This is a genomic window from Prochlorococcus marinus CUG1438 (assembly GCA_017644325.1).
Taxonomy (GTDB): Bacteria; Cyanobacteriota; Cyanobacteriia; order PCC-6307; family Cyanobiaceae; genus Prochlorococcus_A; species Prochlorococcus_A marinus_AA.
This window is the reverse complement of the sequence record JAEPLS010000001.1, coordinates 321,493-341,635: the sequence shown is the minus strand read 5'-3', so window position 1 is coordinate 341,635 and position 20,143 is coordinate 321,493. Positions and strand designations below refer to the sequence as shown.

Here is a 20,143-nt window from a genome sequence, read left to right as displayed (position 1 = left end):
AAAAAATAAATTTTTGGAGAAAGAATGTGGTCAATGCTAGTCTCAATTGGGCCAGTATTGTTGGTATAGTTCTTGCGGTATGTGGAGGAGGCCTTTATTTTTTAAGGTCTTTTAAACCTGCTTTAGCAAGGGATTATGATGTTTTCTTTGCAGCAATTGGACTTTTGTGTGGAGGAATATTATTTTTTCAAGGCTGGAGGTTAGATCCTATCCTCCAGTTTGGTCAGTTTTTATTAGCAGGAACCACAGTTTTTTTCGCATATGAAAGTGTGCGATTGAGGGGAGTTGCTACTGATCAAGCTCGAAGATCATCTTATTTTGATGATGATCCTATTTCTGATGTTCCCAGAAATGCTAGAGGTCGCTTTAATGATGATTACGATAGGTTTGAAGAATCTGGAAGACCATCAAGAAGATTTAAACCTCAAGAAGATGAATTTGAAGAGGACTATAGCGAAGGGAGATCTCGTAGGAGAAATGTTTCAAGAGCTATACCCTCTGCTGCAGCAAGTAGAAGCAGGCCATCTCAGAGAGAAGTGAGTCCGTTTGAAGAAGAAGAACTTAATAGAAGGAGAAGAGAGACTTCTGAAGATAGAAATAGTAATCAATCAGCAAGAAATAAATTTGGTGAGAGACGAAACTTATCTCGCGATGAAGCTAAAACAGGGTCAAGACCCAGGATTAATCGTAATGTTTCTAGACAGGATAATATTTCTACTCCTGATGATTCTTCTCCATTAAGAAATAAACCTACAAGATCTCCTATTAGGCCACAAACTTCAACAACTCAAGTAGAAGATGCTTCATTTAAAGATGCTAATCAAGCCAAAAACCCACGAGTGAATCGTAGAGTTAGCTCCTCATCTAGATCAAGTTCAAAAAATCAAAATGGTAGATATAACGTTGCAACAAACAAAAAGAAACCTAGAGATAATAGTTCTAGATTTGATGATTAATTATAGGATACCTGCCCATCTTAAAAATGATTGTTGACTAATTAATTCAATTAATATTATTGCTATGAAGCCAATCATTGCAAATCTTCCATTAGTTATTTCAGAATAGCTACTCCATCCAAATTGATATTCATCTTTAATCTCTATTGATTTTTCATCTAATTTATTGTCTTCAATTTGTTCATTGATCTGATTCGGATTTTTTTGCTCTTCTATAAAACTCACATTCTCTAAATTAGTTAGTTCTGAGTTGGTTTGTTCTTCTTTAGAATTCATTTTTTTTTCTAATCCTTAAAATTATACTTATCAGAAGCTAATAATTTCCAGTCTCCTTGTCCATTTAATTCTAAAATATTTTCATGAAAATCTTTTAAGCTAGGTCTATGTCCAACACTTATAAGAGAAAGCTCTCGTTCTTTTAGTAAACTATATAGTTTTTTTTCAGTGTCAATATCTAAAGCACTTGTTGCTTCATCAAGTACTGCGAATCTTGGGGAATTTAGTAACAGTCTTGCAAAAGCCAATCTTTGTTGCTCCCCTAGAGAAAGAATTCGTGGCCAATCTTGCTTGATGTCAAGATTAGGATAACGATCTACTAAGGTTTTTAAATTTACCTCATGTAATACAGAAGTAAGATGTTCATCACTAAATTTATTCACTTCTGTGGGATAACATAATTGTTCTCTTAAAGAACCTAGTAACATATAAGGCTTTTGAGGTATGAATAATAAATCGCCAATTTTCGGTTTTTTAATCATTCCATGATCCGGTTCCCATAAACCACTAATCATTCTAAGTAAAGATGTTTTTCCGCACCCAGATGGTCCAACAACTAAGAGTGATTGATTATTGTCGATACTCAAATTTAAATTTTTAATTATTTTTTTATTTGATCCTGGTGGGCACAGGTCAGCGTTATTAATAAGAATTGAGGGGTAATCTGAAATAATTTTTTGATTGCTTGTTGGTTTGGTTTGACTAATTGATTCAACTTTTGATTGGAATCCTTCTAATCTGCCAATCCCAGCAGTAAATTTTGCAAGTTCCTCTATTTGATTCACAATAAAAAATAATGAACCTTCAACCATTCCAAATGCAAAGCTTGCCTGAATAAAGCGCCCATAATCAATATCTCCCTTAAAGTAAGGAACTGCCATTATTAAGTATGGAAAGAAATTTCCAGCATAATTAATCGATCTTCTCATGACATCAATTATTACTCTCCATATAATCAATAAATTAAAGTTTCTTACTACTTCTCCTAATCTTCTTTCAGTTTCACTTCGCTCAGGATTCTCGCCAGAATAAAAGGCGATTGATTCAGCATTATCTCTAATATGTACTAAGCCATATCGAAAATCTGCTTCGTATCTGAGTTGATCAAAGTCTATCTTTACAAGATTTTTACCAGCAATTAAAAGGATAGACGTTGCAAAAGCAGCGTAACCAAATAAAGAAAAAGTAAGTGTTGTACTGATACTCCACAAAATAAGAATATTCAGAGAAAACGTTAGTAATGCATCAAAAATACCTAACGTAAAAGAGAGACTTTGACCAGTAAAAGCACGCGTATCATCTGTAATCCTTTGATCAGGATTATCTACATCAGTTTGTTCTTCATCATTGGGATTTAATTGGTAATAAGCTTTATTAGTCATATAATCTTTTACTAAACTTTTTGAAAGCCATTCTCTCCAAATTATTCCTAATTTATATGTGAAAAATATTTGGGAAACCCGTATTGGTAGAGCCACAGCGAAACAACAAGCGTAAATCCCCAATATCCTATAAAATCCATCTTCTTGTTTTTCTACTAAAGCATTTGTTAAATCTCTTGCAATGAATCCAATACCTGCGTTTATTCCGTTTACAGCTAAAAGCATTAATACAATTATCGCAAGGAATAACCAATGTAACCATCTACGGTTTTTTAATTGACGTCTTAAGCTAAAAAAGCTTCCTGATCCAATTAGAAATAATGCAGAGAAAAGTAATCCCCAACTCCCAGCCCAAATTGAATTGACAGTACTTACTACACCTCCGAAATACTTTTCAAGAAAAATTGGTTGAAAGCTTTCAAAAAAACTTATTATTCCTGTAAGACCAACAAGTACTACTCCACCAACACAAAATAAAAGAGAAATCAAGAGCCAAATAAATTGGAATCCATTACATTGATCTATTGGAAGAAAAAACGGCTGAGACAGCTTCCTTAATTTTTGTAATTGGTATAGTATTTTGGATTTATTATTAACTGCTTTATTCATTACTCGACTAGTGTTATGAAATAAATTATAACTTTTAGCGGTCTATTGACCAAAGCCAATAAATGAAAGTGCCCAGTCAGGTAAATTCAAGTAATTCAAGATTGTTGCATCAAATTCATGAACTTTTGGAAAAGATTTATCTAATGCCCACCATAGTAGAAAAGGTAAATTAAATAAAATTTGTAATTGCCATTTATAAGTTAAAACGTTCCAAATTTTTATTAACTTATTTTTGAGTGAATCATCAAGCTCTTCCCAATTTTTTGAAATTAAGTTGAATAAATTTTTAGATTCTGTATTTAAGGACTCTGGAGTATTCATTTTGTTTTTATTTATTTATAACCCATTAATATTTCTTTCGAGAGTTTTAACCTGGAGGCCAATTCATTTTTCTTCCAGATAAAAAATGAATATGTAAATGAAAAACTGTTTGTCCCGATTCTGCTCCAGTGTTAATTACTGTTCTCCAATTAGTTAAATTTTTTGATTTAGCTATTTTGCTACCAACAAAAAGTAAATGCCCTAATAAATTTGCATCTTCCTCAATACACTCTAATAAACTGATTATTGGCTTTTTAGGAATCACTAGGAAATGTACTGGAGCTTGCGCCTGGATATCATTAAATGCAATACAAAACTTATCTTCATAAAGCTTATCGCAGGGTATTTCGTTATTAATGATTTTTTGAAATATTGTTGTTTCAGACATTAAATTAATTAATTGAGATAACGTCTTTTTCGTTAAACCCTTCTTTTAAAAGTTCTTTGTTCAAATCATCTTTTGATGTAACTCTATCTACAAATAATATTCCATTTAAGTGATCCATTTCGTGTTGAATACACCTCGCTAAAAGTCCATCTGCCTTCATTTTACGTGGTCGTCCCATTTCATCTCTAAATTTTAATTTTATAGTTGATGGTCTTACTACATTCAAATAGACGCCAGGTATACTCAAGCAACCTTCTTCGTATGAATTAAGGGTTGTTCCAAAGTTTGTAATTTCTGGATTGATTAATATTAAAGGTTCTGCTGCTGAATCTTCAAAATTTACGTCTATGACAAGAAGCTCTTTGTTGATTCCAATTTGAGGTGCAGCAAGTCCAATTCCTTTAGCTGCATACATGCTTTGAAGCATTTCTCTAGCAAGTTTTCTGATAGATTCGTCAACTTTAGTTATTCTTTTGGAATTTTGTCTTAATACATCATCTCCAAGTTTATAAATGTCTAGAGATGGCTTTCCTGGTTGTTCTTTTGCAACTTTTTCTGCGTTTCCATTTGTTCTTGACTTTTTTGCAAGTTGTGAAAAATGGTTTGCCACGTTGAAAAAAAAGGTTTTTAATTGAGAGTTTAGCTATAAAAATACTAGCACTTTAATTTGCATTCTTTATATTTTTTAAAAATGAGTAATGATGAGCAGTTAAAAGTTAGTCAAACTGTATTTAAAAAAAAATCTTTTAAGGAATTAACTATTGTTAGGGATATCATTTTTTGGATTGATCTTGTTGGTGAAGGTCAAAATGAAAATGCTATTTTTGCAAGACCATTTAATGAAAAAGAAGCGTTTCCTCAGAAATTAACAAGTAAAAAATATAATATTAAAAATAACTTTCATGGATATGGTGGTAAATCTTATAAATGTATATATTTTAAAAAAAATTTTTATTTGATATGGATAGATCAGATTACCAACGCAGTATGGTTACAAATTTTTAAAGAGGTAGCATTAAATTATAGAAGTCAAAAAAGATATCTCGATCCAGTTCAAGAACCGAGACAACTATCTAAATCAATTAATGGAAATTTCGATTCTTCATTTGTTATTTCTCAAAAAAATTTTTTGTATGGTATTTGTGAAATAAATAATAGAGATTACTTATTTTCTTTAAACTTAAAAAAAACTAAACAAGATATTTATCTAATAAAAAAATTTAAAAATTTCGCTGGAGAATTATCTTCTAATACTTCTGTTAGCTTACTTTCTTGGGTCGAGTGGGATTCGCCATACATGCCCTGGGAGAAAAATGATCTTTGTTTTGCTCAAATTGATTTAGATGGAGAGATAACAAAAATAAAAAAATTCTCAGATAAGCTGATTAATGCTAAAAAAAATGTTTCTTTTTTTCAGCCTTATTGGATAAGTGAAACTCTTTTAGTATGTTCTGAAGATAGTTCTGGATGGTGGAATTTATTGTTCTTAGATGCTAGTAAAATTGAGAATGTTGTTATTATAAAAAGAGTAGAGAGAAATTTTGTTGAATATGGAGTACCTCAGTGGGTCTCAGGAATAACATTTTTTTCAGGGGATATAAAAGATTTATTTTGTTTAGCAAAAAAAGAAAATAATTTAGTAATTGAACAATATAAAGATCTTCAATTCGTTAAAGAATTTTCTACTCCTTTTACTTCAATAAGTGATTTTAGTGTTTTTGAGAAGAAAGTAGTTTTGAAAGGTCATGGATCTGATTTTCTTGGAAATTTACTTGAAATTGATTTTAAAAAGGAAGTTTTATTAAATGTTTTTGAGGAAATCAATGCTGAATATATAAAAGATTGTTTAAAACCTGAATCTTTTTGGTTTAAAGGTTTTGAAGATAAATCTACTCATTCTTTTTTATATAGGCCACTTCTTGAAAAATTTAGAAAACCACCGCTTTTTGTTAGAGCTCATAGTGGACCAACTTCATTTTTTGATGGATCATATAATTCTGAAGTTCAATATTGGACATCGAAGGGATTTTTTGTTGCTGAAGTTAATTATGGAGGATCATCAGGATTTGGTAAAGCATATAGAGAGAGGTTGAATTATAAATGGGGTATTGTTGATTCTTATGATTGCAAATCACTAGCTCTTGAATTAATTAATTCAAATCAAGTTGATAGTGAAAAAGTAGTAATTTTTGGTAATAGTGCTGGTGGGTTAACTGCCCTGAATTGTTTATTATATGGGTCTATTTTTACAGCAGCAATTTGTAAATATCCTGTTATTGATTTGAAGGATATGCATCACAACACTCATAGGTTTGAAAAAGATTATTTAAAATCTTTGGTAGGAAATTATGCAAAAAACCATGATGATTATATAAATAGATCACCGATAAATCATATTAAAAAAATAAAAAAACCTATCTTATTGTTTCACGGAAAAAAAGATACAGTGATTTCTTATAAACAAACTTTAAAAATTCAAGAAATTTTGATTCAGAATAATAAATATTCAGAAGTTATTTTTTTTGATAATGAAGGTCATGGTTTTAGAAATATTGAAAATAAAGAATTAGTAATGCAAAAAACTCAGGAATTTTTAAAAAATGCTTTGAATATTTAAGAATTGATTTTTAGAAAATCAATAGTATCTTTTAATTTTTCTATAAACATATCAATTTCTTCCTTATTAGTTGTGAAATTCATGCTGACTCTAGCTGTTGATTTAATTCCAATGTATCTGTGAAGAGGTTGACAGCAATGGTGGCCACTTCTGATGCAAATTCCTTTTGAATCAAGAATTTCAGCAATATCATTTGAATGTATATTTTTTATATAAAAGGTGGCAAGTGAGGCTCTGTATGGATCTATCTCTGGCGATGGACCGATGATTTCAATATTTTCTATTTGATTTAATTTTTCAAATAAATATTTAGTAATAGTATTTTCATATTCATGAATTTTATTCAATCCAATATTGTTAATATAATTGATTGCTTCTGCAAGACCTATTGCTTCTGCAATGGCTGGAGTTCCAGCTTCAAATTTGTGTGGTAGCTCTGCCCAAGTACTTGTCTCTTCAAAAACATCTTGAATCATTTCGCCACCTCCAAAGAGAGGAGGAATTTTTTCTAGGATTTCTTTTCTTGACCAGAGGAAACCAATACCTGTAGGACCGCATAATTTATGTCCTGATCCAGCTAAAAAATCTATATTAAGATCAATCACATCCAGTTTTTGATGAGCCAAACTTTGACATGCATCTATTAACACTAAAGCACCTTTTTGTTTAGCTAATTTAGTTATTTCTTTGATTGGATTACAGCAACCTAAAGTATTACTAACATGTACTAGGCTAACAAGTTTAGTTCTAGATGTTAGTTTTGATTTAAAGTCGTCTATATCTAATCTCCCATCTTTATCTATACCTATAAACTTTAATTTGCATTTATTTTTTGCTGCAACCATTTGCCATGGAACAATATTGCTATGATGCTCCATTATTGATAAGAGAATTTCATCGTTTTCTTTTAATGAATATTCGCCCCATGATCTAGCTACTAGATTGATTGCCTCAGTAGCATTTCTTGTGAAAATAATTTCTTTTGCTGAATTCGCTTTTATATATTTGCTAATTAAATATCGTGCATTTTCAAATTCTTCTGTTGCTTTAGCACTTAATTGATGTGCCCCTCTATGAACATTGGCATTAAAGTTTTTGTAATATTCATCAATTTTCTTTAAAACTTGTATTGGTTTTTGTGTGGTTGCCGCATGGTCTAAATAAATAATTTGCTCATTACTTTTTAAGTTCTTATTTAAAAGAGGAAAGTCTTTCTTCGTTATTTCAGGAAAATTTTGAATCGTTTCCATTAATTCTCATTTAAAAGTTTATCAAGCAAATCCCATTTATCTTTTGAAATGGGAATAAATGAAATTATTTCTTGAAAGTAAGAACTTAATTGTAGTTTACTTGCTTCTATTAATGTGATCCCTCGTGTTCGCATATAAAAAAGTTCTTCTTCATTTAGTTGCGAGATTGTAGCACCATGTTTGCATTTGACATCATCAGCAATTATTTCTAATTGAGGTTTGGTATCTATTTGTGCGAGATTTGATAAAAGTAAATTTCTGCTTAATTGGGAAGCATCAGTTCTTTGGGCAATTTTCGGAACTATTATTGAACCTTCAAATATTGCATGTGATTTATCATCAGCAAGTGATTTATTAATTTGATCTAGAAATCCATTTGGACCATTAAATTCTATTTTTGTATAGGTTGAAATCTGCTCATCATTTTTTGTTATTTGCATACCTTTGATATTTGTTTTAGCGTTTCCAGCAGATTGTTTAATACTAATTTCGAATCTCGCGTAATTGAATTTGAAATGTAAAGATCCTAAGTTATATGCACTATTTTTTTGTTGAATTACATTGAGAGAATTTAATAGATTGGATCTGTTTTCACCGTATGAAACAACACCATGATTTACGGAACTATTTTCTTTCAAGCAAAAGAAAGTTGATTGAGATAATGAAGAGTTTTCTTTACCAAGATTTACTTGTAATAATTCAACATCACAATTCTTTTCAAAAAATATTACGAGGGTTTTTGTGGTTAAAGAATTACTTGATGCGTGACTAAAAATTTCAATAGGAGGAATTTCTGATCCATTTATTTTTAATCCCAAAATATTATTTTTACAACTTAAAGACAGATTTAGTAGGTCACTCCAATTTTCGTTTTGCTTAAAAAAAGATATCTGTTCCTTGATATATTTTTGTAACTCATCCTCACTTAATTGCTGTATTGAATAATTTTTCTCTATTAATTTAATTTGGCAATTCTCACCAATTATTAATCTAATAGTACTTTGAGAATTTTTCGGAAATGGTATATCAAATTTTGAATTTTTTTCATTAACTGAGAAATCTAAAAAGTTTGACAATTTTGATTTATTTGAAAGTCTCCATAGTTCACTTTTAGGATTAGGGAGAGGGCTTGATTGTAATTTATGAAGACAGATTTTTTGAATTTCTGTTAGGCTATCATCCGATTTATTAGTTTTTATTTTTTCAATAATTTCCATTTGTTTAGGTCTCTTTTATAAAGTTATCAGTCCATTCATACCCTTTTTCCTCAAGCTCCATAGCAAGATCACTCTCACCAGTTTTTATGATTTGCCCGTCTGACATAACATGGACATAATTTGGTTTAATTTCATCTAATAATCTTTGATAGTGGGTAATAAGTATGATTCCAGTTTGTGCATTAGATATTTTTTTAATTCCTGATGCCACTATTCTTAGAGCATCGATATCTAGACCAGAATCGGTCTCATCTAATATTGCGATCTTGGGCTCAAGTAAAGCCATTTGCAGAATCTCATTTCTTTTTTTTTCACCTCCGGAAAAGCCTTGATTGACACTTCTTGATAGGAACGCGTGATCCATTTTCACAATTTCTAACTTTTCTTTGACTAATTCTTCAAAATCAAAAGTATCCAATTCTTCTTTGTTGAGGAATTTCCTTCTAGCATTAGTTGAAACCCTAAGAAACTCAAGATTACTTACACCTGGAATTTCAATTGGGTATTGAAAACCAAGAAAAATTCCTGATTGAGATCTCTCTTCAGGTTCTAGAGAGTTGATGTTTTCACCTAAAAATTTTATGTCGCCATTTGTAATATTATACGAGGGATGACCTGCAATGATTTTCGAAAGAGTACTTTTGCCACATCCATTTCTTCCCATAATGGCATGGATTTCTCCAGGATAGACAGTAAGCGAAACCCCTTTTAAAATTGGAAGATTATCAGTAGATGCAGAGAGATTGTCAACTTCTAAAATTGGATCTGATTCTTTCATTTTACTTTGCATTTCAGTTTAGAAATTGATTAATTAACCTACTGATCCCTCTAGTTTAAGTGCCAGTAACTTATCTGCTTCAGCAGCAAATTCCATAGGTAATTGATTAAATACATCTCTGCAAAAACCGCTGACCATCATAGATACTGCTTCCTCAAATTCTATACCTCTGCTTTGGAGATAAAAAAGTTGATCTTCTGAGATTCTACATGTGCTTGCTTCATGCTCAATTTCAGAATTGGGTTGTTGAGATTTGATGTAAGGGAATGTATTTGCAGAAGCTTGATCCCCTATTAACATTGAATCACATTGACTGTAATTTCTTGATCCTGTAGCTTTTGTCCCCATTTTGACAAGACCTCTATAGCTATTTTTTGAGTTACCTGCACTAATACCTTTGCTAACAATAGTTGATTTGGTCTTAGGACCAATATGGATCATTTTCGTGCCGGTATCTGCTTGCTGAAGATTATTGGTGAGAGCCACTGAATAAAATTCTCCTACAGATTCTTCCCCTAAAAGAAGACAGCTAGGATATTTCCAAGTAATTGCAGACCCTGTTTCAACTTGAGACCAGCTAATTTTACTTCTCTTACCTAAACATTTTCCTCTCTTGGTGACAAAATTAAAAATTCCGCCAATACCTTCTTCATCACCAGCATACCAATTTTGCACTGTTGAATATTTTATTGAGGCGTCATCTAATGCTATGAGCTCTACAACTGCTGCATGTAGGGTATTTGTATCAAACATTGGAGCTGTACAACCTTCTAGATAACTTACAGAACTTGATTCTTCAGCAATGATTAATGTTCTTTCGAATTGTCCTGAATCTCCACTATTAATTCTGAAGTAGGAAGATAGATCCATAGGGCAGGTAACACCTTTTGGGATGTAAACAAAAGAACCATCACTAAAAACTGCAGAATTTAGTGCTGCAAAATAATTATCACTAGCCGGAACCACTGTACCCAAATATTTTTCAATCAAATCCGCGTGATTTTTTACTGCTTCACTAATTGAGCAAAATATAACTCCATGCTCAGCAAGTTCTTCTCTAAAAGTTGTTGCTATAGAAACACTATCAAAGACAGCATCTACTGCTACATTTGTGAGTTTTTTTTGCTCCGTGAGGGGTATTCCTAATTTGTCAAAAGTCTCAAGAAGTTTGGGATCAACTTCATCTAAGCTAGAAATTTTCTCTTTTTGCTTAGGAGCAGAGTAATAAATAATATCTTGATAATCAATTTTTTTATATCCTAATGCTGCCCAATCAGGCTCTTTCATTTTTTGCCATTTTTTAAAGGCTTTCAATCTAAAATCAAGAAGAAATTTTGGCTCTTCTTTTTTCTTTGAAATTAATTTTATGATGTCTTCATTTAAACCCTTTTCTATTTTTTCAGTTTCAATATCAGTAACGAAACCATATTTGTAAGGCTCTTTTACTACATCTTTAACTAAATTTTCGTTGACCATGTTATCAAAAATAACTTATTACAATTAGCTTTATATACTTTAACGAAAGATAACCCCAATATTGAGTTTTTTTCCTTTATTAAACTAAAAATTAATGTCTAATCATCTTGATCCCTTATCTAACCCATTAAACATAGAAACTATTCAAGAAATTGATAATCTTGATCTACCTATAATGCAGAAACATCATTTAAGAATACTCGCTCATTGCCTTCAGATTTTAAAAATTATTAATGTAGATAATAGTTTGGAATATCAAAATAAAAATCCCCTGAGAGAATGGTGTGATAACCAATCCAAAGAATTTAATGACAAAAAATTTAGTGATCTTTTTTATGAGCAGTTAGAATCCACTTCGAAAAAATTAAGTACTTTTTCAAAAAAAATCGGTAAAAGTATTGAGGATTTAGAGATACATGATTTAGTACTTTTAGTTAAACAACGCTGAATTCTCTTTTTGATCCCGAAGAAAAAATATATTTTTGTTGAGTCGTTAACAAATTCAGGTAATAAAATTTAAAAAAAAAGAAAATTAATTTACATTTCAAAAAGATCTGAAAATTAATTAATTGCTTTGATACCAACTGTTTTGAAGAGAAATATCAATTTTGAGAATTCTTTAGTAGTCAGAGGATCCTGACGACAGACCAAAAAGACACACAATTCCTAAAAAAAAAGAACATACTGATCCCAAATAAAAACGGAGAATTTAAAGTGGCTGATGGGATCATGAATAAAGATCAATTACTCTCACTAACCCTCAGACAATTACGTCAAGAAGCAAGTAAATTATCGGTTCCGCTATACAGTCGCAAAACAAAAGTCGTTTTAGTTGACTTAATACTTAAATATCAAGAAAAATCTACAAAAAAAACATATATTGTAACCCCTCAGCCAAAATCTGAAGAAATTTCTGAGTCCAATGCATTTAATAGTAATCAAGAAGTTAAAACAAATGTAGTTTTTCTACCCCGAGATCCAGATTGGGCTTATGTTTTTTGGCAAATTTCTGATGCAGATAGAGAAAAAGCACAATCTTTGGGAGCTAATAAATTATGTTTACGATTATTTGATGCAACTGGTTCTGAAGGAAGTAACTTGAATCAAGGAACACTTAGGGAGATAGCAGTTGATAGTTACAGTACTGAGTGGTACTTGCCGATTCCACTAGCAGATAGAGATTATAAAGTTGAATTAGGTTACAAATATGGTTTTAACTGGATGTCATTGGCATTTTCTTCGATAAGCCATGTTCCAGGGTCCCATCCTTCTGAGCAAATTCTTGATAAATTCGTCCCTTTTAATTTAGATTCTACTTCGGATTCAATCCCAGATATTTCTAATCCTGTTGTTTCAGAACAAAATGGTATGCATGAAAGGTTATACCAAGCAGCAACTAATATCCCTCTCAGAAGAAAAGTTGGTTCTGAAGAATTTATGGAAAACTTAAATTCAACAAACCTCAACGATAATCTTACAGATTCAGGTGCTGGTAAATGGTCATCAGGTTTAAATGATTCTGGAAGCGGAATTGTTAAAAATAGATCTTTTTGGCTCGTTGCTGATGCTGAATTAATTGTTTATGGAGCAACAGACCCTTCTGCAAAACTGACAATAGGTGGAGAAGATGTACCTCTTGCTGCAGATGGTACTTTTAGAATTCAAGTTCCATTTAGAGATGGAACTCAAAAATATGATATTAAAGCTGTTGATGTATCTGGTGAGCAAGAAAAAAGTATATCAATGAAATTTGATAGAACTACACCACTTGACGATACTAATGAAAAAGATAATGCTGAGACTGAATGGTTTTAATAAATTAAATTAATGCTGAAAAAAATTGTAGCTTTTACTCCATTGTTTGGTGCATTAACGTTTCCATTAATAGTTCCAATTACAATTTCTAAATTTGGTGTTAACTATGGAATTCTTAGTGCATTATTAATTTCTTCATTATGGTTTATCGCTATGTTAAGAACTTCCGAAATGCCTCATTAATTTAGTTAGATTTTTGAAAGTTTCTTAAAAATATGAATCAAGTTAGTGTAATTAATATCAATTCTCCTTTTCTAGATCAAAAACCAGGTACCTCTGGATTAAGAAAAAGTACTTTAAAGTTTCAGGAAGAACATTATTTAGAAGTTTTTATTGAAGCAATCTTACAATCATTAGAAGATTTAGAAGGTTCAACATTAGTAGTTGGTGGCGATGGCAGATATGGCAATCTTGAAGCAATAGAAAAAATTGTCCAAATATGCATTGCTCATAAAGTTCAAAAGGTTATTGTTCCAAAATACGGTTTGTTATCTACTCCTGCGACATCACATTTAATTAGAAAAGAAAACGCTATTGGTGGAATTATTCTTTCTGCAAGCCATAATCCTGGTGGGATTGATGGCGACTTTGGAGTGAAATTGAATATCTCTAATGGTGGCCCAGCTCCTGAGATAATTACTAATAAGATTTTTAAGGCTTCACAATTACTAACTAGTTATAAAATTTGTAAAGTTCAATTACCTGATTTTAGTGAATATGGAACTTATCATTATGACGAAACTACCTTAGTAATTATTGATGGATTAACAGATTATTCTAATTTAATGGAGAAAATTTTTGACTTTGATCAAATTAGTGATTTTTTAAAAAAAGACTTCTCGTTAATCTTTGATGCAATGAATGCGGTCACAGGCCCATATGCAAAAAATATTTTTGTTGAAAAAATGGGTCTATCTCATGATTGTGTCATGAATGGTAACCCGTTAAAAGATTTTGGAGGTTTACATCCTGATCCTAATCTTACTTACGCATCCCACTTGGCTGATTTGTTACTAAATAAAAAATCTTATAGTTTTGGTGCTGCATGCGATGGAGATGGAGACAGGAATATGATTTTAGGAAGTGGATGTTTTGTAAATCCTAGTGATAGCCTTGCAGTAATCACTGCTAACACAAAATGTGTCCCTGGTTATAAAGATGGTATTACAGGTGTGGCACGATCCATGCCAACCAGCTCAGCGGTTGATAATGTCGCTCGAGCATTAAATATACCTTGTTTCGAGACACCTACTGGTTGGAAGTTTTTTGGAAATCTTTTAGATTCTAATTTAATTACTTTATGTGGAGAAGAAAGTTTCGGAACAGGTAGTAATCATGTGAGAGAAAAAGATGGACTATGGGCAGTTTTGTATTGGTTACAAGTTTTAGCTGAGAAAAAATGTTCGGTAAGTGATTTGATGCAGAATCATTGGAAACAATTTGGTAGGAATTATTATTCAAGACATGATTATGAGGCAATTCCGTCAAATATTGCTAATCAAATCTTTGGTAATCTAACTTCTATGCTCGAAAATTTAAAAGGAAATAGGTTTGCTGGCAATTTAGTTAAAGTTGCAGATAACTTTTCATATTTAGATCCCGTTGATAATTCCATAAGTGAAAATCAAGGTTTAAGATTGGTCCTTGAAGATAATGCTCGAGTAATTGTGCGCCTTTCTGGAACTGGAACTAAGGGTGCAACATTAAGACTTTACTTTGAGAAATTTTTCGATCCTCAACAGAATCTTTTGTTAAATCCTCAGATCGCTTTGAAACCTCTAATAGATGATTTAGATGCTTTATTGAACATTTCAAAACTTACGCAAATGGAAACTCCTACAGTAATTACATAGAATTGAAAGTAATGATTTTTTGATTTTACTTATATGCATTCAGAAAATTTATTTACTAATTATTCTCAAATAGAAAACAATGCACCTTTGGCAGATAAATTAAGACCAAAGAATTTGGAAGATTTTTTTGGTCAACAACCAATCCTGAATGAGAATTCGCTTTTAAGAAGTGCAATATTAAAGGATAAGATTAGTAATTTTATTTTTTCGGGTCCTCCTGGCGTTGGAAAAACTACTCTAATTGAAATTATTTCTTTTAATACGCGGTCAAAATTAATTAAGTTAAATGCAGTATTATCAAGTGTTAAAGAATTAAGAAACGAAATCGCTAATGCAAAAGATAGATTTATAAATTCAAAAAGAAAAACAATTTTATTTATCGATGAGGTGCATAGATTTACATCAGTTCAGCAAGATGCTTTATTACCTTCAATAGAAAATGGAACTATAACTTTTATTGGTGCTACAACTGAAAACCCTTTCTTTGCTGTTAATAAAGCGCTTGTTAGCAGGTCTCGTATTTTCACATTACTTCCTTTAGCAGAAAATGATTTGAAGAAAATAATACAAAAAGTCATTACTCACTATTTAAAACAAAAAGATTCAAGAAAAGTTTATTTAACTCAAGATGCTATAAGTCATTTAATTAAATTTTCTGGCGGAGATGCAAGGACATTAATCAATGCGCTAGAGATGGCCATAGAAACAACTGCTGAAAATGATGCTAAAGAAATCAATATTAATCTTTCAATAGCAGAGGATGCACTACAAAAGAAAAATATTGTTTATGATAAAAATGGTCAAAATCACTACGATGTAATAAGTGCTTTTATCAAATCCATAAGAGGTTCCGATCCAGATGCAACTTTATTCTGGCTTGCGAATATGCTGGAGGTTGGTGAAGATCCTAATTTTATTTTTAGAAGATTGCTTATATCTGCCAGTGAAGATATTGGAATAGCTGATCCTAATGCCATAGTAGTCGTAAAATCCTGTTGTGATTCTTTTGATAGAGTTGGTTTTCCAGAAGGATTATATTTTTTAACGCAGGCTTCCTTATATTTAGCTATTTCTCCAAAAAGTAATAGTACGAAAAGTATTTTTAAAGCAATAGAAACAATCAAATCTACCGATGCTTTTGATGTTCCACTTCATTTAAAAAATAATTCTAATAGTTATGTAAATCCTCATAATTATCCAGGTAATTGGGTCTTACAAGAATATCTTCCTAAATCTTTAAGAGGTTTAAAAATATGGGAACCAAATAATAATGGATGGGAAAAAACTAAATATGAAGAACTGCTTAGAAGAAAAGAGAATTAAAAATTTTTCGAACAACAAATAATCTCAGGATTAAAAGAAGTTCTTTCTTCGTAGGCTAAAGCGATAGTCCAATTATGGAAGTTAATATGTGAATAATTTAAATGTATACTTTTCTTCTTATGAATTAATTTTTTAGGCTTTTCAAAATATTCCCAATGGTTTATGTCTCTAGATAACTTTCCTTGATCCCATTTTATAGCCGCTTCAACAGCACACCATTGATTTAATATCATATTTTTTGTTAAATCATTATTATGGTTTGATTTATTAGTATGAAAAAAATATTTTTTTGCAAATTTTATATGGTTAAAATCTCTATCTGTTCTCTCAATATCAATACCTATTTTGCCTTTATGCCAGACTATAGTAATCGCATCTTTACAATGACTTAAACTGATATTTCCCATGCCAGAGGGTAAACTTGGAGGTTCTCCAGGTTGAGCATTAATTCGAATTTCTAGGGGGTCTAAATCAAAAAGTGTTGAAAGTGACTGGCGCAAATAAGCTCTTGTTTCTAGGAAAATCTTTGATCTTGAATTTGTTAGGTTTTTTGCAGTTTTAATTTCTTCTATAGTTGCGACATCTTGCACACCTTTAATCTCATAAAACCAAATTTTTGGTATTTTATATTCATACTCATTTAATAATTTCAATGGCTCTTAAGGTTGGCGACAAAGCACCAGAATTTAAATTAAAAGATTCTTTCGAGAAAGAAGTTTCTCTTAGTGATTTTAAAGGTAAAAGAATAATACTATATTTTTATCCAAAAGATAATACTCCAGGATGTACTAAAGAAGCATGCAATTTTAAAGAGAATTGGGATTTACTCCAAAAAAATAATATTGTTGTGCTTGGTATTAGTAAAGATAATGCATCCTCTCATCAGAAGTTTATCGAAAAATTTAATTTACCTTTTATTCTTTTAACTGATCCTGAACCTTTCAAAGTTTCTTCTGATTACGATAGCTATGGACTGAAAAAATTCATGGGAAAAGAATATATGGGAATGATGAGAAATACTTTTTTAATTGATACTGAAGGTAACATCGAAAAAATTTACTTAAAGGTAAAAGCAGCAATAATGGCTGATCATATAATTGCAGATCTTGGTTTAAGCTAATTTTTGTATGGACATGTGGTGAATAATCATCCCCTCCATAACTAAATTAGGAGCATTGATAATATTTTCTTTTTGAGTCTTTAGAGATTTTGTGATTAATTTAGAATCTCCCCCACAAATTATTAAAATATCCTTTTCGGGATTAAATAAACTATTAATCACACCAGTAAGAGAGTTCATTACTCCTTTTAAGATTGCTTCTTCTGTATTAATTAAAAAATCCTTGACAGGCATATCATATTTTTTGGGTACTTTAAGATTTTTTGTATTTAGTTCCATTGATTTTAATTGTGTTAGAAAACCTGGAAGAAGTTGACCTCCGATAACTGATCCATTTGAACTCAATTTTGTTATTGATAATATTGTTCCAAAATCTGCAATTAGCAGATCTTTTTTGAAAGGGTTTTCAATAATTTTAAAAGCGGCAATACAGGCAAGAGCTCTATCAACTCCAAAATAATCAGGAAGATTTGATAATTGGATATCTTTAGTTTTTATTTCATTTTCTTTTCTCAGCAAAAAATTTGGAAGTTTTCCTACAGAAGCCCAAATTAATTGATCAAGATCTATATTTTCGGGAACTTTTTGCTCTTTTTTGGTATGGAAGAATTTAGATTGATTTTTAGAATATTGAGCCCAATGAAGCCTACTATTGCCTACTAATAAAAAATTTATATCTGAGACCATTGTTTTATGATCAATTTAATTATTAGTGTGAATTCCACATTCTTGTTTAATTCCTCCAAATCTTGTATCTCTGCCCTTTGTTTCAAAACCATCAGGACTGCTTGAATGCCAATCTCCTACAGAAGAATAACCTTTGACAAAAAGTGGATGGGCAGGTAAATTATTCTCTTCCATATAATAAAAAATATCTTTATTTGTCCAATTTAATAAAGGTCTCAGGGAAAGTCTTTGACGAATTGCATCTAAAAATTTCATTTTGTTTCTATTTTCTGTTTGACTTGATCTAACACCGCTTGCCCAGCAGGCAATATCATATTTTTCTAGACCATTTTCTAAAGGTTTTATCTTTCTCAATTCATGATACTTATCTAAATCACTCTCTTTTTTTGTTTCCCAAAGTTTTCCGTATTTGGCCTCCATTCTTGCTGGAGATAATTCACTTTGCAGAACTTCAACTTCTAAGGATAAATTATCAATAAGCTTTTCAGCATAATGGTATGTTTCTGGAGGAAGGTAACCTGTATCTATCCAAAATATTTTGATTTTTTTTTGTAGAGATAATTTGCTGACCATATCTAAAAGGACTGATGACTGTATACCAAAACTTGTTGTAATAGCAAATTGTTTATCAAACTTTTCATAACCCCATGTAAGCATTCCTTGAGGCTTCATATCTACAAGATCTTGATTATATTCCCTCAAGTTAGTTTGAATATCTTTGTGAATTTTTTCAATCATTCTTCAGTTTGATTATGAGTTTAATTTTATTTCGCTCAATTTAAAAATTATTCGTATAGTTTAATAATACATTTACGCATAACAATATTTCTCTAATGAAATCAATAAAAAAACCAATAGTAATAGTTGGAGCAGGTTTCGCAGGTATGACATTTGCTTTGAATTTAAAGAATCTTAATCCTTCTTTACCGATTCTTGTGGTTGATTCTGAAACTAACTTTATATTTAAACCTTTGATGTACGAAGTTTTAAGTAAAGAGATAAGAAGTTGGGAAGCCACCCCAAAATTTGCAAATATTTTTTCTGATGCGGGTATAACTTTTTTAAGAAATTGTTTAACCAAGATTTCCTTCAAAGAAAATATTCTTGAATTTAGTGATCAATTAAAATTCAGTTATCAATATCTCGTTATCTGTACAGGATCTATTCCAAACAATTTGTTTATAAAAGGTGTAGATGAAAATTGTTATTTTTTTAATGATGTTCACGATTTAAATAAATTAAATTCTTTTTTAAAAAAATCACAAGATACTGCGTTGCATAAAAAGTTATTTATAGTTGGAGGTGGTCCCTCTGGTATTGAGTTGGCATGCAAAATTAAAGATATATTTAATTACCAATTCGATATTAATGTAATAGAAAAATCAAACGAAATCCTCAATAAAAACAAAATTTTTAATAGAGAACAAGCAGAGAAGGCATTAGAAAAAAGAAAAATCAACGTTCTTTTGAATTCCACAGTTAAAGAAGTCTCAGAAACTAAGATTACTATTTCTAGTGAGGCTGGAATAACTTCCTTGGATAAAGATATTGTTATTTGGACAGCAGGCGTTAAACCTAATTTGTCTTACTTAGAAACTGACCAAATTACAATAAAATTTGGCCGCATTTTAGTTAATAATAATTTGCAAATAGAAAAATATAAAAACTGTTTTGCTATTGGTGATGTCTCGGTTATTGAAGGAATGGAGGATTTACCTATAACTGCACAGGTCGCCATGCAGGAAGCAACCCATCTGGCTAATAATTTAGAACTTTTAATTCAAGAAAAGGATCTTTTACCCTTTGAATTTAAAGACAATGGTGAAATGATTAGCTTAGGAATAGGAGAAGCTTCAATTTCTGGGCTTGGGGTCACTTTATCTGGGAAATTGGCATTTGAGGCAAGAAGACTTATATATGCTTCTAAGTTGCCTGATGTTAATGAAAGCTTGAAATCTGCATCTTCATGGATATTCCAAAAAAATTCTATTTTTAAAAAGTTTCTTAAAAAAAAATAATTTCAATTAAACTTTTTTGAAATATTGTTTTTGGGTATATTGAGTTAAATAAGTTTC

Annotated in this window: 21 protein-coding genes; 9 read left to right on the top strand and 12 right to left on the bottom strand. The window is 30.8% G+C overall.

Features of this window, described 5'->3' with window-relative positions; all coding sequences use genetic code 11:
- Positions 1–26: 26 nt before the first annotated feature.
- Positions 27–956, top strand: coding sequence for a Ycf66 family protein (locus JJ847_02010; protein ID MBO6959661.1), 930 nt, complete (start codon positions 27–29; stop codon positions 954–956).
- Here JJ847_02010 and JJ847_02005 read toward each other — a convergent pair whose 3' ends face one another.
- The 5 genes from JJ847_02005 to def are packed head-to-tail and all read right to left on the bottom strand — an operon-like array spanning position 957 to position 4,542.
- Positions 957–1,232, bottom strand: a complete 276-nt coding sequence (locus tag JJ847_02005; GenBank protein ID MBO6959660.1) for a high light inducible protein — start codon at positions 1,230–1,232, stop codon at positions 957–959.
- Positions 1,233–1,240: 8 nt separating this feature from the next.
- Positions 1,241–3,223 carry an ABC transporter ATP-binding protein/permease gene (locus tag JJ847_02000; GenBank protein ID MBO6959659.1) on the bottom strand — a complete coding sequence of 661 codons (1,983 nt, stop codon included), beginning with the start codon at positions 3,221–3,223 and terminating at the stop codon, positions 1,241–1,243.
- Positions 3,224–3,265: 42 nt separating this feature from the next.
- Positions 3,266–3,544: a hypothetical protein gene (locus JJ847_01995; GenBank protein MBO6959658.1), complete on the bottom strand. Its 279-nt coding sequence runs from the start codon at positions 3,542–3,544 to the stop codon at positions 3,266–3,268.
- A gap of 46 nt (positions 3,545–3,590) precedes the next feature.
- The gene (locus JJ847_01990; protein ID MBO6959657.1) at positions 3,591–3,932 is read right to left on the bottom strand and encodes a histidine triad nucleotide-binding protein; all 342 of its coding nucleotides are present in this window, start codon (positions 3,930–3,932) and stop codon (positions 3,591–3,593) included.
- Positions 3,933–3,936: 4 nt separating this feature from the next.
- Complete coding sequence (def, locus tag JJ847_01985; GenBank protein ID MBO6959656.1) at positions 3,937–4,542, bottom strand: peptide deformylase; 606 nt, start codon at positions 4,540–4,542, stop codon at positions 3,937–3,939.
- A gap of 81 nt (positions 4,543–4,623) precedes the next feature.
- On the opposite strand from def, the gene JJ847_01980 reads away from it, so the two are divergent.
- Complete coding sequence (locus tag JJ847_01980) at positions 4,624–6,549, top strand: S9 family peptidase (GenBank protein ID MBO6959655.1); 1,926 nt, start codon at positions 4,624–4,626, stop codon at positions 6,547–6,549.
- Here the strand turns inward: JJ847_01980 and JJ847_01975 are convergent.
- The 4 genes from JJ847_01975 to sufB are packed head-to-tail and all read right to left on the bottom strand — an operon-like array spanning position 6,546 to position 11,270.
- Positions 6,546–7,799: a SufS family cysteine desulfurase gene (locus tag JJ847_01975; GenBank protein MBO6959654.1), complete on the bottom strand. Its 1,254-nt coding sequence runs from the start codon at positions 7,797–7,799 to the stop codon at positions 6,546–6,548. The genes JJ847_01980 and JJ847_01975 overlap by 4 nt on opposite strands.
- Positions 7,799–9,016 carry a SufD family Fe-S cluster assembly protein gene (locus JJ847_01970; GenBank protein ID MBO6959653.1) on the bottom strand — a complete coding sequence of 406 codons (1,218 nt, stop codon included), beginning with the start codon at positions 9,014–9,016 and terminating at the stop codon, positions 7,799–7,801. Before JJ847_01970 ends, JJ847_01975 begins: the two co-directional genes overlap by 1 nt.
- Before the next feature lie 4 nt (positions 9,017–9,020).
- Entirely contained in the window at positions 9,021–9,806 is a 786-nt protein-coding gene (gene sufC, locus JJ847_01965) for a Fe-S cluster assembly ATPase SufC (protein ID MBO6959652.1), read from the bottom strand.
- A gap of 21 nt (positions 9,807–9,827) precedes the next feature.
- Positions 9,828–11,270 carry a Fe-S cluster assembly protein SufB gene (gene sufB, locus JJ847_01960; GenBank protein ID MBO6959651.1) on the bottom strand — a complete coding sequence of 481 codons (1,443 nt, stop codon included), beginning with the start codon at positions 11,268–11,270 and terminating at the stop codon, positions 9,828–9,830.
- Between the two features lie 94 nt (positions 11,271–11,364).
- Here sufB and JJ847_01955 point away from each other — a divergent pair, with 94 nt between their 5' ends.
- The 5 genes from JJ847_01955 (at position 11,365) to JJ847_01935 (ending at position 16,261) form a co-directional block, all read left to right on the top strand.
- Positions 11,365–11,718 (top strand): hypothetical protein, encoded by a 354-nt coding sequence (locus tag JJ847_01955; GenBank protein ID MBO6959650.1) that lies wholly within the window; start codon positions 11,365–11,367, stop codon positions 11,716–11,718.
- Between the two features lie 266 nt (positions 11,719–11,984).
- Positions 11,985–13,085 (top strand): DUF4912 domain-containing protein, encoded by a 1,101-nt coding sequence (locus tag JJ847_01950; GenBank protein MBO6959649.1) that lies wholly within the window; start codon positions 11,985–11,987, stop codon positions 13,083–13,085.
- 12 nt (positions 13,086–13,097) lie between these two features.
- Positions 13,098–13,268, top strand: coding sequence for a hypothetical protein (locus JJ847_01945; GenBank protein ID MBO6959648.1), 171 nt, complete (start codon positions 13,098–13,100; stop codon positions 13,266–13,268).
- 32 nt (positions 13,269–13,300) lie between these two features.
- Positions 13,301–14,938, top strand: coding sequence for an alpha-D-glucose phosphate-specific phosphoglucomutase (locus JJ847_01940; protein MBO6959647.1), 1,638 nt, complete (start codon positions 13,301–13,303; stop codon positions 14,936–14,938).
- A 33-nt stretch (positions 14,939–14,971) separates the two neighbouring features.
- Positions 14,972–16,261 (top strand): replication-associated recombination protein A, encoded by a 1,290-nt coding sequence (locus tag JJ847_01935; GenBank protein MBO6959646.1) that lies wholly within the window; start codon positions 14,972–14,974, stop codon positions 16,259–16,261.
- Here JJ847_01935 and JJ847_01930 read toward each other — a convergent pair.
- Positions 16,258–16,914 carry a 4'-phosphopantetheinyl transferase superfamily protein gene (locus JJ847_01930; protein MBO6959645.1) on the bottom strand — a complete coding sequence of 219 codons (657 nt, stop codon included), beginning with the start codon at positions 16,912–16,914 and terminating at the stop codon, positions 16,258–16,260. The genes JJ847_01935 and JJ847_01930 overlap by 4 nt on opposite strands.
- Here JJ847_01930 and bcp point away from each other — a divergent pair.
- Entirely contained in the window at positions 16,914–17,381 is a 468-nt protein-coding gene (gene bcp, locus JJ847_01925; protein MBO6959644.1) for a thioredoxin-dependent thiol peroxidase, read from the top strand. The two genes, JJ847_01930 and bcp, sit on opposite strands and share 1 nt — an antisense overlap.
- On the opposite strand, the gene JJ847_01920 is transcribed toward bcp, so the two are convergent.
- Together JJ847_01920 and JJ847_01915 are read right to left on the bottom strand one after the other, a co-directional pair.
- On the bottom strand, positions 17,373–18,068 hold the full coding sequence (locus JJ847_01920) for a type III pantothenate kinase (GenBank protein ID MBO6959643.1): 696 nt from the start codon (positions 18,066–18,068) through the stop codon (positions 17,373–17,375). The two genes, bcp and JJ847_01920, sit on opposite strands and share 9 nt — an antisense overlap.
- Before the next feature lie 15 nt (positions 18,069–18,083).
- The gene (locus JJ847_01915) at positions 18,084–18,806 is read right to left on the bottom strand and encodes a phosphoadenylyl-sulfate reductase (GenBank protein MBO6959642.1); all 723 of its coding nucleotides are present in this window, start codon (positions 18,804–18,806) and stop codon (positions 18,084–18,086) included.
- Between the two features lie 95 nt (positions 18,807–18,901).
- On the opposite strand from JJ847_01915, the gene JJ847_01910 reads away from it, so the two are divergent.
- On the top strand, positions 18,902–20,086 hold the full coding sequence (locus JJ847_01910; protein ID MBO6959641.1) for an FAD-dependent oxidoreductase: 1,185 nt from the start codon (positions 18,902–18,904) through the stop codon (positions 20,084–20,086).
- The last annotated feature ends 57 nt before the right edge of the window (positions 20,087–20,143 follow it).